This window comes from Streptomyces sp. 35G-GA-8 (assembly GCF_023534745.1).
Classification (GTDB): domain Bacteria; phylum Actinomycetota; class Actinomycetes; order Streptomycetales; family Streptomycetaceae; genus Streptomyces.
The window spans coordinates 158275-171381 of record NZ_JAMHJQ010000011.1 but is presented as its reverse complement, the minus strand read 5'-3'; the positions used below and the strand labels follow the sequence as shown (position 1 = coordinate 171381).

The 13107-nt window shown below is 72.7% G+C and carries 10 protein-coding genes; 4 read left to right on the top strand and 6 right to left on the bottom strand.

The annotated features are described in order from the left end of the window. The first annotated feature begins 124 nt into the window (after positions 1 to 124). A complete protein-coding gene (locus tag M1203_RS25535; protein ID WP_249952141.1) occupies positions 125 to 769 on the top strand; it encodes an HAD family hydrolase in 645 nt (214 codons plus the stop codon). Here M1203_RS25535 and M1203_RS25530 read toward each other — a convergent pair. After that, on the bottom strand, positions 739 to 996 hold the full coding sequence (locus M1203_RS25530) for a hypothetical protein (RefSeq protein WP_249952140.1): 258 nt from the start codon (positions 994 to 996) through the stop codon (positions 739 to 741). The two genes, M1203_RS25535 and M1203_RS25530, sit on opposite strands and share 31 nt — an antisense overlap. A gap of 195 nt (positions 997 to 1191) precedes the next feature. On the opposite strand from M1203_RS25530, the gene M1203_RS38800 reads away from it, so the two are divergent. Next, on the top strand, positions 1192 to 1575 hold the full coding sequence (locus M1203_RS38800; RefSeq protein WP_308354918.1) for a cold-shock protein: 384 nt from the start codon (positions 1192 to 1194) through the stop codon (positions 1573 to 1575). Between the two features lie 27 nt (positions 1576 to 1602). On the opposite strand, the gene M1203_RS25520 is transcribed toward M1203_RS38800, so the two are convergent. From M1203_RS25520 to M1203_RS25505, 4 genes are all read right to left on the bottom strand, one after another. After that, complete coding sequence (locus M1203_RS25520; RefSeq protein WP_249952139.1) at positions 1603 to 2451, bottom strand: 1,4-dihydroxy-6-naphthoate synthase; 849 nt, start codon at positions 2449 to 2451, stop codon at positions 1603 to 1605. Continuing rightward, positions 2448 to 3200, bottom strand: coding sequence for a futalosine hydrolase (locus M1203_RS25515; RefSeq protein WP_249952138.1), 753 nt, complete (start codon positions 3198 to 3200; stop codon positions 2448 to 2450). Before M1203_RS25515 ends, M1203_RS25520 begins: the two co-directional genes overlap by 4 nt. A gap of 63 nt (positions 3201 to 3263) precedes the next feature. Continuing rightward, positions 3264 to 3743, bottom strand: a complete 480-nt coding sequence (locus M1203_RS25510; protein ID WP_249952137.1) for a DUF2771 domain-containing protein — start codon at positions 3741 to 3743, stop codon at positions 3264 to 3266. A gap of 80 nt (positions 3744 to 3823) precedes the next feature. Next, positions 3824 to 5185: an MFS transporter gene (locus tag M1203_RS25505; protein ID WP_249952136.1), complete on the bottom strand. Its 1362-nt coding sequence runs from the start codon at positions 5183 to 5185 to the stop codon at positions 3824 to 3826. 502 nt (positions 5186 to 5687) lie between these two features. On the opposite strand from M1203_RS25505, the gene M1203_RS25500 reads away from it, so the two are divergent. Both M1203_RS25500 and M1203_RS25495 read left to right on the top strand, forming a co-directional pair. Then, on the top strand, positions 5688 to 6659 hold the full coding sequence (locus tag M1203_RS25500) for a DUF3027 domain-containing protein (protein ID WP_249952135.1): 972 nt from the start codon (positions 5688 to 5690) through the stop codon (positions 6657 to 6659). A gap of 584 nt (positions 6660 to 7243) precedes the next feature. After that, the gene (locus M1203_RS25495) at positions 7244 to 10363 is read left to right on the top strand and encodes a sacsin N-terminal ATP-binding-like domain-containing protein (protein WP_249952134.1); all 3120 of its coding nucleotides are present in this window, start codon (positions 7244 to 7246) and stop codon (positions 10361 to 10363) included. Positions 10364 to 10432: 69 nt separating this feature from the next. Here the strand turns inward: M1203_RS25495 and M1203_RS25490 are convergent, their stop codons facing one another. Next, positions 10433 to 12988, bottom strand: coding sequence for an HAD-IC family P-type ATPase (locus M1203_RS25490; RefSeq protein ID WP_249952133.1), 2556 nt, complete (start codon positions 12986 to 12988; stop codon positions 10433 to 10435). Between the last annotated feature and the right edge of the window lie 119 nt (positions 12989 to 13107).

Below are 13107 nucleotides of genomic sequence, written 5' to 3'. Positions count from 1 at the left end.
GACGAGAGCGGACGAGCGACGGCGGGCGACGGTTAGGTTTGGCTAAGTCTAAGCACCCGGTTCCGGCCATCCGCCGGGGCCCGACGCGCCTGCCCGCGGCCCGGAGCCTGGGCACAATGGCCGCATGGCTTCCCTCACGGCTCGGCAACCGCTCACCGTCGGCTTCGACCTCGATATGACCCTGATCGACTCACGGCCCGGGATCCGAGCGGTCTACCAGGCGCTCTCCGAGGAGACCGGGGTCCCGATCGACGCCGATCTCGCGGTCACCCGGCTCGGCCCGCCGCTCGAACAGGAGCTGGCGCACTGGTTCCCCGAGGAGCGGGTGGCCGAAGTGGCCGACCGTTACCGGGAGATCTATCCCACATACGCGATCCCGCCGACGCAAGCGATGTCCGGCGCCCGGGAGGCCGTCACCGCCGTCCAGGAGCTGGGCGGGCGCGCGATCGTCGTCACGGCCAAGCACCAGCCGAACGCCGAGCTCCACCTCACCCACCTCCGGATCGAGCCGGACGCGGTGATCGGCTGGCTGTGGGCCGAGGCCAAGGGCGAGGCGCTGCGGGAGTACGACGCGTCGGTGTTCGTCGGCGACCACATCGGTGATGTCCGCGGGGCGCACACGGCGGGGGCGCTGTCCGTCGCCGTACCGACCGGGCCGTGCGACGAGGGGGCGCTGCGCGGCGCGGGAGCCGAGGTGATCCTGCCCGACCTGACCGCCTTCCCCACCTGGCTGGAGGGTTACGCGGCGGGCTTGGCCCGGCGGCGCTGAGCGGCGATCGAGCGCAGCACACCCGCGGCGGCGATCACGAAGCCCACTCCCATCAGCATGCACACGGCGTAGGCGATGGACGGGAAGGGCTCGGAGCCGAGGAACAGCGGAGCGACGGTGATCAGGGTGGCGATCGCGCCGACGATGAAGACGATCGCGCCGATACGAACGAGCCCGTCGCCGGGTCCGGCCTCTTCCGTCGCACGGGGTTCAGGAGTAGCAGTCACGCCACCAGGGTAGTTCCCTGCGGAAAGCAGCGGACAGGAACCGTCCGGCGACGTCTTGTCACCAGCCTCTGGACCATTAGCCTTGGTGGTGGCGGGTCGATGGACCCGCTGTAGTGCTATCCAGAGCCGTTTTTCGCGCGCCAGGGGGTGTCGACATCCTCCGGCGCCCCAACGAGTACGAGGACGAGGACAGACGTGCCTACCGGCAAGGTCAAGTGGTTCAACAGCGAGAAGGGCTTCGGCTTTCTCTCCCGCGACGACGGCGGAGACGTCTTCGTGCACTCGTCGGTCCTCCCCGCCGGAGTCGACGCGCTCAAGCCAGGCCAGCGCGTGGAGTTCGGTGTGGTGGCGGGCCAGCGCGGGGACCAGGCGCTCTCGGTGACGGTCCTCGACCCGACGCCCTCGGTCGCGGCGGCCCAGCGCCGCAAGCCCGACGAACTGGCCTCGATCGTCCAGGATCTGACGACGCTGCTGGAGAACATCACGCCGATGCTGGAGCGCGGGCGCTACCCCGACAAGGCGCAGGGCGCGAAGATCGCCGGCCTGCTGCGCGCGGTGGCCGACCAACTGGACGTGTGACCGGGGCGGGTGAGCCTGCCGGGCAGCTCAGACGAAACGCAGCGCGTCGTGGCCGAGGGGCGGTACGAGCCCCTCGGCCGCGGCGCGGGTGAGCAGCCCGCGGACCGCCGCGTAGCCGTCCTCGCCCAGATCCGCGGTGAACTCGTTGACGTACAGCCCGATGTGCTGGTCCGCCACCGCCGGGTCCATCTCCTGCGAGTGCGCCAGTACGTACGGCCGTGAGGTCTCCGGATCGTCCCAGGCCATCCGTACCGACCTGCGGATCGACTCGGCCAGCAGCTGAAGCACCTCGGTGCCCAGCGAACGCTTCGCGATGATCGCGCCGAGCGGGATCGGCAGCCCGGTCGTGGACTCCCAGTGCTCGCCCATGTCGGCGAGGCGGTGCAGCCCGTAGTTCTGATAGGTGAAGCGCGCCTCGTGGATGACGAGTCCGGCGTCCACCTTCCCGTCGCGTACCGCGGGCATGATCTCGTGGAAGGGCAGCACGACGACCTTGCCCACCCCGCCGGGGAGCACATCCGCCGCCCACAGCCGGAAGAGCAGATAGGCCGTGGAGCGCTCGCTCGGTACGGCGACGGTCCCGCCGGTCAGATCGGCGCCCGGCTCCTTCGTCAGCACCAGCGGGCCGCAGCCCCGGCCCAGCGCGCCGCCGCAGGGCAGCAGGGTGTACTCGTCCAGGATCCAGGGCAGCACGGCGTACGAGACCTTCAGTACGTCGAACTCCCCGCGCTCCGCCATGCCGTTGGTGATGTCGATGTCCGCGAACGTGACGTCGATGTCGGGCGCTCCGGTGACCCTGCCGTGTGCCCAGGCCTCGAAGACGAAGGTGTCGTTGGGGCAGGGCGAGTAGGCGATCTGCAACGGCTGCGGGGTCATGACGGCTCCTCGAATACGGGGGTGAGCAGCGTGAACGCGTACCGCAGCGCGTCCAGCGCCTCGCCGATCCGCCAGCCGGCGCGGTCGCGCGGGCCGACGGTGTTGGAGATCGCGCGGATCTCGGCGCACGGTACGGAGTGGGCGGCGGCGGCCTCCGCGACCCCGAAGCCCTCCATCGCCTCGGCGGCGGCGCGCGGATGACGCGCGGCCAGCTCGGCGGTACGGGCGGCCGTGCCGGTCGCGGTGGTGACGGTGAGGACGGGCGCGAGCACCGCCCCGACCCGCGGATCGGCCTCCAGGACCTTCGACAGCCGGGCGGTCAGCGCGGCCGGCGGCCGGTGGACGCTACGGCCGAAACCCAGCTCCTCGACCGGCAGATAGCCGTCGGGGGTCTCGGCGCCCAGATCCGCGGCGATGATCGTGTCCGCGACGACGAGCGAGCCGAGCGGGGCATGCGGCGCGAAGCCGCCGCCGATGCCCGCGGAGATGACGAGATCGTACGGCGGGTCGTACGGGGAGGCCGCCAGCGCCGTCGCCGTGGCGACCGCCGCCGCGGCCGGTCCCGCGCCGCCCGCCAGGACCTCCACCACCGGTATCCGCACGGACCCCGGCCTCGGCGTGAACTGCGCGTGGGTCGTCATCTCGTACCCACCCGTCAGCTCCCGGACACCGGCGCCCGCGAACCGGCCGAGGCCCGCGGCGACGGCGTCCGCCTCCGCGGCCACCGCCGTGACGACAAGTACACGCATGGCGGGAGCCTCCAGTGGTGCCCGGTCTCCGGGGCCGTGCCGGCCGCCGGATCACCGGGTCGGTCAGGACTTCTTCTTGAACTCGAAGTGCCAGATGCCGGTCAGTGTCTTGCCGTTGGTCTCCACGATGCTGACCTGGGTGTCGCTCGTGGTCTCGCCGGTCTGGGTGGAGAAGAAGGCGTTGCCGGGAATGGTCCGGTAGGTCTTCTTGTACGGCTCCTGCTCGGCCTGCTGGCCGTTGATGAAGAGCGTCCAGCCGTGCTCGGCGATCGTCGGGTCGACCCCGAAGTGGACCTTGTCGTCCATCGCGATCTCGACGACCTTGTCCGCCTTCTTGTTGAGGCAGGGCTGGATGTCGGCGGCTTTGATCGCCTCGCCGTCGTTGTAGCAGGCCGCCTCGGTGTTGATCGAGTTGTCACCGACCGTCACGGTCGCGAGCGGCGTCGGCTTTTCACAGGCGGCGAGGACGAGGAGCCCGGCGGACACCGCACCGAGGGCGGCACCGGCCCGGCGGGACCTACCAGAGAAGAACGCAACGGTCATGGGGCGAAGGCTATCGGTCGCCCGAGCCCACGACGCGAGGGGGTACGGCGAGCCGTCCACCGGGGCGGCCGGGGCCGGTGTCACGCGATGCGCGCGTGCGCCGTGCCGCGCCGTGCCGCGGTCAGCAGTCCGCGTACGGCGGTGATCGCGCCGATCCCGACGATCGCCGCGGCGACCGACATCCCCAGCACGCCGTTGAGCGGCAGCGCGATACCGATCGCGCCGCCCACCACCCAGGACATCTGGAGCAGAGTCTCCGAGCGGGCGAAGGCGGAGGTCCGCACCTGCTCAGGGACATCCCGCTGGATCACCGCGTCCAGCGAGAGCTTCGACAGGGCCTGGGTGAATCCGGCCACCGCGCACAGCACCCCGATCATCAGGCCGCCGAAGAGCAGCGCCGCGACGATCGCCGCGGTGAGGGCGATGCCCAGGACGGTGGCGATGATCAGTTCAGGACCGCGGGCCTTCAACCAGGCGCCGACCGCCGTCCCCAGCGCGTTGCCCGCCCCTGCGGCCACGCCCACGATGCCCAGGGAGACGACGGCGCTGTGCCCGAAGAGCGGATGCTCGCGCAGCAGGAAGGCCAGGTAGAACGTCAGAAAGCCGGAGAGCGCGCGATGGGACGCGTTCGCCTGGAGGCCGTGCAGCACCGCCGGGCCCACCGTACGCAGCGAGGGCTTCCTCTTCTCCCCCTGGGAGACCGTGACCAGCCGCGCCCGGCGCTCGCCCTTCGCGGAGTCCACCGTGCCCGGCAGCGTGAACGCCAGGAACGTGCCGACGAGAAAGATCAGGCACGCGCCGTACAGCGGCCACTTCGGACCGATCAGATGGAGCCCCGCGCCGATCGGCGCGGCCACACCGGTGGCCAGCAGCCCGGCCAGCGTGACCCGGGAATTGGCCCGCACCAGTGAGAACCGGGGCGGCAGCAGCCGGGGTACGACCGCGCTGCGGACCACCCCGTACGCCTTCGACGCCACGAGCACCCCGAGCGCGGCCGGATACAGCTCCAGACTGCCCGTGATGACGGCGGTCGACATAAGGATCGCGAGCGCGGCCCGGGTGAACATGGCGCAGGCCATGGCGGCGCGGCGGCCGTGCGGGAGACGGTCGAGCAGCGGGCCGATGACGGGGGCGAGCAGGGTGAAGGGCGCCATCGTGACGGCGAGATAGAGCGCGACGCGGCCCCGCGCCTCGTCCGTCGGCACGGAGAAGAAGACCGTGGACGCGAGAGCGACGGTGATCATGACATCGCCCGCGCCGTTCACCGCGTGCAGCTCGATCAGCTTGCCGAGCCCCGACTCCCCCGCGCCATGCGCGTGGGTCGCCTTGCGGATACCCCTCGCCCCGGCCGTCACCGGGAGCCGCAGGGCATGACCGATGGCCCGCCCGGCCCTCCGGACCGGGCCGGCCGTATGCGTATCGGACGACCTCACGGCTGCCACCTCGTCATAGTGCCCCAAGGCCTCCTGGTGCGAACCGATTCCGGGCGTGACGGGGCCGTGACGGTGCCATGAAGGACGAGCCGACGCGGGTCACCGGTACGCCGGGGAGAGTTCACCGGCCGGTACCGGAGTGGTGGCTCACCGGCGCCGGAGCGGTGGACGCGCCGGGAATCTCTCCCGGGTGGATCCGAACACATTGTCGGCCTCCCACCATGGGGTTCCCCCGGGTCACGGCCTGGTTGCGGTGTGGGCCGAAGTCCGGGAAAGGCGGCGTGCAGGTGGGCGGGGGGCGAGAGAGGGGGTAGCGTGCGTAGCGCGCCACCGGCGGTTGTTCTCGGCCGCGCGCCTGTTCGTCATCCCGCAGAATGGATAACGGTAGGTGTGCCCGAGGAGAGATCGGGCGTGGACGTCGATGCGGCCCTCTGGTCCGCTCCGCCCTCGGCTCGTACATCGCGATTCGGCCGGCGCACCCGTGAGACGGCGTAGGAGAGAAGCGAGACCTGTGAGTGCTGCGACGACGCGAAGCCGAACCCCCGACCGCCTGTGCGCCGAGGCGGTAGACCTCGCCAGGGCGGCTGCCGAGGAGGCCGCCGCGCCCGGCGTTGTCGGGGAACATGTCTCGGTGGTGGTGGACGGGGACCGGGTCGTCACGCACTTCTTCGAGTGCAAGGAGCCCGGCTACCGGGGCTGGCGCTGGGCGGTGACGGTGGCGCGGGCGTCCCGCGCGAAGGTCGTCACGCTGGACGAAACGGTGCTGCTGCCGGGCCCCGACGCCCTGCTGGCCCCCGAGTGGGTGCCCTGGAGCGAACGGCTGCGCCCCGGCGACATGGGCCCCGGCGATCTGCTGCCCACCGAGGCGGAGGATCCCCGGCTTGAGCCCGGCTACTCCGGCGCGGACGCACCGCCGCCGAACTCGGCGCTGCCGGATGCGGTGACCCCGCAGAACCTCGCGGACCTCGTCGAAGCGGAGGATGCGACTCCGGAACCGGCGGACCGCGGGGACCGCGCGGACCGTGCGACGGACCGCGTGGCGGACACGTCGCCCGCGCCCGAGCGTGGCTCGATCGCGTCGGTCGCCGAGGAGCTCGGCATGCGCCGGGCGCGGGTGCTGTCGCGGTACGGGCTGCACGCGGCGGCGGACCGCTGGGACGAGGCGTTCGGCGCGAAGACCCCCATGGCACAGGCGGCGCCCGCGCCCTGCGTGACCTGCGGCTTCCTGCTACCCCTGGCGGGCTCCCTGCGACAGGCCTTCGGCGTCTGCGCGAACGAGTTCTCGCCGGCGGACGGGCGGGTCGTCTCGCTGGCGTACGGGTGCGGGGGGCACTCCGAGGCGGCGGTGATGCCGAAGCCGCCGCGGCGGGCGGCGCCGGTGCTGGACTCGATGGCGACGGACGCGTTTCCGCTGAGGCCGTCGCCGGACAGCGGGTCGGTGATCACGGCGGAGGCCGAGTCGGAGGACCTGGGTCACTCGTAGCGGTTTTCGCTGCGTTTCGGCTGGGGCCGGTGGTGGTGTGCGGGTTGTCGCCGGTGGTCGCTCCGGGCCCGTGCCCGGGACTGCATGATTTACGTCGCGACTCTGGCCACAGTTGGGATGCGGGCGGTCGCGCGCCACAAATCACGCTCTACGTCCCGGACACGACCCCTGCGCGCCCCCCTTCACCGCCCGCACAAGCGACCCGGTCGTGCGCGGGGCGGCGGCACACTCCCGCACCAGCCCACCCACCCCCGCCGGGACGGCGAATGGCCGGGGCCACCGGGCCGCACCCGCCCCCCACCCCCAGCCGAGTCGGCGCCTGGTGGCGACCACCGGGGGGAGGGGGTCGGGGTCGGAGGAGGTGCGTGTCCGGACACTAAAGCGTGATTTGTGGCGCGCGACCGCCCGAACCAACGACAGGGCAGCTGCGCGCCGTAAATCATGCCGTCCGGACATGTACCTCCGGAGGCCCCGGCCCCCGGCACCACCACGCACGCACCCGCACCCCGCACCCCCCGCCGGACGGCGACGCGCGGTACCTTCGGGCCCGCACGTACGCGACAGCGAAAGAGCGGAGTCACAGCGTGAGCGTCAGGACCACCGAAGGGGCCGACCCGTTCGGGACGGCTCGGCTGCGGCGTGGAGTGCTCGATGCCTGGGGCGCCAGCCCCGCGCGGTTCCGGGAGGACGCCAACGCCGAGGAAGACCTCGCGCTCGGCGGCTACCGCGACCGGCTCGTCATCGAGCTGGCCCAGAACGCCGCCGACGCCGCCGCCCGCGCCGGCGTGCCGGGCCGGCTCAGGCTGACCCTGCGCCCCGGCGGAGTCGACGGCCCCGCCGTACTCGTCGCCGCCAATACGGGCGCGCCGCTCGACGCGACCGGTGTCGAGTCGCTCAGTACGCTGCGCGCCTCGGCCAAGCGCGAGGGGCACGAGGGCGCCGTGGGACGGTTCGGCGTCGGGTTCGCCGCCGTACTCGCCGTCAGCGACGAGCCCGCCGTCATCGGGCGGCACGGCGGGGTCCGTTGGTCCCTCACGGAGGCCCGCGAGCTGGCCGGGCGGGCCGCGCAGGCGAGCCCCGGTCTCGGGGACGAGCTGCGGCGCCGCGACGGACACGTACCGCTGCTGCGGCTGCCGCTGCCGGCGGAGGGCACGGCCCCGGAGGGGTACGACACGGCCGTGATCCTGCCGCTGCGGGACGGCACCGCCGCCGATCTGGTGGCGCGGCTCCTCGCCGAGGTCGATGACGCGCTGCTGCTGACGCTCGCCGGTCTCGCCGAGGTCGTGATCGAAACCCCCGACGGGGTACGGGTGTTGCGCCGCTCGCAGGACGGCCCGTACATCGACGTGGACGACAGCGCGGACGGCGCCACGCACCGCTGGCGGGTCGTCGGACATCACGGTGCGACGCCGCCCACGCTGCTCGAAGGGCGGCCCGTGGAGGAGCGGCTGCGGCCCCACTGGTCCGTCACCTGGGCCGTGCCCGTGGACGGCGAGGGCGCCCCGGCCCGGCCCCGTACCGCGCCCGTCGTGCACGCGCCGACGCCCACGGACGAGCCGCTCGGCGTGCCCGCGCTGCTGATCGCCTCGCTGCCGCTCGACACCACACGGCGCCATCCCGCGCCGGGACCGCTCACCGACTTCCTGGTCGGGAAGGCGGCCGACGCGTACGCGGAGCTGCTCGGCGGCTGGGAGCCGGTGTCGACCGGCACCATCGATCTGGTGCCGGGTCCGCTCGGCAAGGGCGAGCTGGACGGCCGGCTGCGGGCCGCGATCCTGGAGCGGCTGCCCCGGGTGGCCTTCCTCGCGCCGGCGGCTCCGAGTGAGGAGCTGCCCGCGCTGCGGGCGTTCGAGGCGGAGGTCGTGGAGGGCGCGGGCGCCGACACCGTGAGTGTGCTGGCGGAGGTGTTGCCGACGCTGCTGCCCGCCGGGCTGGAGCGGCGGGTGGAGCTGCGCACGCTCGGTGTCGGGCGGCTGCCGCTCGGAGAGGCCATCGAGCGGATCGCGGGCGCCGAGCGGCCGCCCGGCTGGTGGTGGCGGCTGTACGACTCGCTCGCGGGCGTCGACCCCGAGCGGCTGTCCGGGCTGCCGGTGCCGCTGGCCAACGGGCGTACGACGATCGGGCCGCGGCACATTCTGCTGCCGCTGCCCGACGCCGCGGGGTCGGCCGATCTGGCGCGGCTCGGGCTGAAGGTGGCGCACCCCGAGGCCACGCATCCGCTGCTGGAGAAGCTGGGCGCGCTGCCCGCGACGCCCCGGGCCGTACTGACCACCCCGCAGGTACGCGCGGCGGTCGCCGCCTCGCTGGACGCGGGCGAGGTCTGGGACGAGGACGTCGACACGCCCGACGCGGAGGAGCTGGCCGAGATCGTGCTCGGTCTCGTACGCGACGCCGGTCTTGAGGTGGGGGACGAGCCGTGGCTCGGCGCGCTGGCGCTGACCGACGAGGACGGCGAGCTGACGCCGGCCGGTGAACTGGTGCTGCCCGGCAGCTCGTTCGCTTCGGTGCTGCGCGAGGACGAACTCGCCTTCTGCGACGCGGAGCTGGCCGAGCGCTGGGGCGAGCAGCCGCTCGCCGCGTGCGGCGTCCTGGCGGACTTCGCGCTCGTACGGGCCACGGACGTGGTGCTGGACCCCGATGAACTGGAGCCCCGCGAAGGGGACTTCGCCGAGCCGGACGACGCGGGGCTGCTGGACGCGGTCGATGTGTGGTGCGAGGACGTACTGGACCGGCTGCCGGAGACGCCCGTACCGCCGGTCGCGACCGAGATCGTGGCCGTACGGGACCTGGATCTGGTCGACGACGACGCGTGGCCGCGCGCGCTGGCGTTGCTGGCGCGACCGCCGCTGCGGGACGCGCTGACGCAGTCCGTACGGGTGCTGCTGCCGGACGGTACGACGGAGACGGTGCGTTCGTACACCGCGTGGTGGCTGCGCGACCATCCCGTACTCGACGGGCGCCGCCCGGCCGGACTGCGGGCCGCGAGCGGTGACCCGCTGCTGGCGGGGTTGTACGACTCCGTGGACGCGACGGGCTTCGACGACGCGCAGGTGCTGCGGGCGCTGGGGGTGCGGACCTCGGTCGCCGCGCTGCTGGACGAGCCGGGCGGCGCGGCGGAGCTGCTGGGGAGGCTGGCCGACCCGGACCGGGAGGTGAGCCCGGAGCAGCTGCACGGGCTCTACACGGCGCTCGCGGATCTCGATCCCGAGCAGGTGACGCTCCCGGACGAGCTGCGGGCGGTCGTCGACGGCGAGGTGCGGGTGGCCGACGCGGCGGACGCGGTGATCGCGGACGCGCCCGATCTGCTGCCGCTGGCGGGCGGGCTGCCGCTGCTGCCGGTGTCACCGACCCGGGTGACCGAGCTGGCCGAGCTGCTTCAGGTGCGGCGGCTGAGCGAGGTGGTGGCCGACGCGGCGGGGGTGACCACGGAGGGCGAGGAGCACACGGTCCCGGACTCGGTCCGGGTACTGCTCGGCGCGGGTACCCCCGGCAGTTACGTGGAGCACGAGGAACTTCTCGCGGGCGGTGTCGAGCTGGACTGGCGCCGTACGCCGGACGGAGTGGTGCACGCGGCGACGCTGGAGGGTGTGGCGGCGGGGCTCGCCTGGGCGGCGGGCCAGTGGCCGCGGCGCTTCGAGGTGGCGGCGCTGCTGGAGGATCCGTCGCGGACGGCGGAGCTGGCCAGGGACCGCTGGTTCGACTAGTGCCGCGACCGGCAATGTTTGCGCGACGGGGCAAACATTGCCGGGAGGGGCACCAGGTCCCGCCCGGCACTACGCCGGGAATCTGCGGCCCACCCACCGCCAGCAGAACTCCAGCGCCGCCGACGCCACCACCGCGATCGCGACCGCCGTCCACGGCATCGTCGTACCCACCAGCTTCAGCGCGAAGAAGTGCTGGAGCCACGGCACGGCCAGTACCACCAGGAACCCGGCCCCCATCGCCACCACCAGGCCGATCCGCCACCAGGTGTAGGGGCGTGCAACGATCGCGAGGACCCACATGGAGACCAGGAACAGCGTGAGCGTCGCCGCGCTGGTCTCCGCGTTCAGGGCGTCGGGGCCGGAGTAGTAGCTCCGGGCCAGCAGATAGGTGACGAAGGTCGCGATCGCCGCGATGACGCCCGAGGGGATCGCGTACCGCATCACTCTGCGCACGAAGTTCGGCCGCGCGCGCTCGGTGTTGGGGGCCAGCGCCAGGAAGAACGCCGGGATGCCGATCGTCAGCGTGGAGAGCAGCGTCAGATGGCGCGGCAGGAACGGATACTCCACCTGGAAGCAGGCCACCAGGACCGCCAGCAGCACCGAGTAGACCGTCTTCGTCAGGAAGAGCGTCGCCACGCGCGTGATGTTGCCGATGACCCGGCGGCCCTCGGCGACCACCGACGGCAGCGTCGAGAAGCTGTTGTTCAGGAGCACGATCTGGGCGACGGCGCGGGTCGCCTCCGAGCCCGAGCCCATCGCGACGCCGATGTCCGCGTCCTTCAGCGCCAGGACGTCGTTGACGCCGTCCCCGGTCATCGCGACCGTATGCCCGCGTGACTGGAGCGCGCCGACCATGTCGCGTTTCTGCTGGGGTGTGACCCGGCCGAAGACCGCGCCGGAGTCGAGTGCTTCGGCCATCTCCGCCCGCTCGGCGGGCAGGTGCCGGGCGTCGACCGTGTGCTCGGCGCCCGGCAGGCCGAGCTTTCCGGCCACGGCGCCGACCGACACCGCGTTGTCGCCGGAGATGACCTTGGCGGCGACGTCCTGTTCCGCGAAGTACGCCAGGGTGTCGGCGGCGTCGGGCCGCAGCCGCTGTTCCAGGACGACGAGCGCGGTCGCGCGGGCCCCGGACGCGGCGTCGGGCGCGTCGAGCTCGCTGTCGACGCGGGCGAGCAGCAGGACGCGCAGACCCTGCCGGTTGAGGTGGTCGATCTCGGCGAGCGCGGGATCGTCGGAGGCCAGCAGCACGTCGGGCGCGCCGAGCAGCCAGCGAGCGGCCTCCCCGTCGGCCTGCCCGCCGGACACCCCGGCGGCCTGTCCCTCGGACTCACCGAAGGCGGCGCCGCTGTACTTGCGCGCGGAGGAGAAGGGCAGCGCCTTCGTGACGGGCCACCGCCCGCTCTCGTCGCGGTAGGCGTCGATGATCGCCTGGAGGCTGGCGTTGGGACGCGGGTCGGACCGCCCGATCGCACCGAGGACCCGCCGTACGTACGTCACGTCCGCGCCGTTCAGCGGGCGCAGCTCGCGGACGTCCATGCCGCCCTCGGTGAGCGTGCCCGTCTTGTCGAGACAGACGACATCGACACGGGCCAGCCCCTCGATCGCGGGCAGCTCCTGCACCAGGCACTGCTTGCGGCCGAGCCGGATGACCCCGATCGCGAAGGCGACGGAGGTCAGCAGGACGAGCCCTTCGGGGATCATCGGGACGATGCCGCCGACGGTCCTGGCGATGGAGTTCTTGAAGTCGTTCTGCTGGACGACGAGCTGGCTGATGATGAGTCCGAGGGCGGTCGGGATCATCATCCACGTGACGTACTTGAGGATCGTGCTGATGCCGTTGCGCAGCTCGGAGTCGACCAGCGTGAAGCGGGACGCCTCCTCCGCAAGCTGCGCGGCATAGGCGTCGCGCCCGACCTTGGTCGCCCGGAACGCACCGCCGCCCACGACCACGAAGCTGCCGGACATCACCAGGTCGCCGGGGCGTTTGAGGACCGGATCCGCCTCGCCGGTCAGCAGCGATTCGTCGACCTCGATGTTGTCGGCCTCGACCATCTCGCCGTCGACCACCACCTTGTCGCCGGGGCCCAGCTCGATGAGGTCCCCGAGGACGATCTCGCTGGTGGAGATCTCGGCGGCGACGCCGTCACGCCGTACGGTCGGCTTCGCCTCGCCGATGACCGCGAGCCCGTCGAGGGTCCGCTTGGCGCGCCACTCCTGGATGATGCCGATCCCGGTGTTGGCGATGATCACGAAGCCGAAGAGGGTGTCCTGGATCGGCGCGACGAAGAACATGATCACCCAGAGAACGCCGATGATCGCGTTGAAGCGGGTGAAGACGTTGGCGCGGATGATCTCGGAGAGGGAGCGGCTGCTGCGGACCGGGACGTCGTTGACCTCGCCGCGGGCGACATGCCGTGCCACCTCGGCGGCGGTCAGGCCGCTGTGGCGGTCGCTTGGCCGGGGCGGCCTCATGGGGTGTGGGTGTACGGGGTCGAGTTCGGCGCCCGCGTCGATGACCTGGCCGGTCGGGCCGGTCGGCTCGATCGGGCCGTGAGATCCGCGGCCGTGCGGCTCGGGGCCATCGGGCTCGGGGCCGTCGGTGTCGATCTTCGCCCGCTGCGTCATGGTTCCGACGGTACGGCCGGTGGGGCGCGTTCACCCGCCGGCCGGGGAGAAGATCCGACCCGGGGACGAGGCGGATCGTCCCCTGGCAGTACGCCGAGGGCGGCTGGGATGCGACTTGG

Bases quoted from the DNA above. Each gene is read 5' to 3' on its own strand.
- M1203_RS25535 (WP_249952141.1), top strand. From the start codon at position 125: ATGGCTTCCCTCACGGCTCGGCAACCGCTCACCGTCGGCTTCGACCTC.
- M1203_RS25515 (WP_249952138.1), bottom strand. From the start codon at position 3,200: ATGCGTGTACTTGTCGTCACGGCGGTGGCCGCGGAGGCGGACGCCGTC.
- M1203_RS25490 (WP_249952133.1), bottom strand. From the start codon at position 12,988: ATGACGCAGCGGGCGAAGATCGACACCGACGGCCCCGAGCCCGATGGC.
- M1203_RS25510 (WP_249952137.1), bottom strand. From the start codon at position 3,743: ATGACCGTTGCGTTCTTCTCTGGTAGGTCCCGCCGGGCCGGTGCCGCC.
- M1203_RS25520 (WP_249952139.1), bottom strand. From the start codon at position 2,451: ATGACCCCGCAGCCGTTGCAGATCGCCTACTCGCCCTGCCCCAACGAC.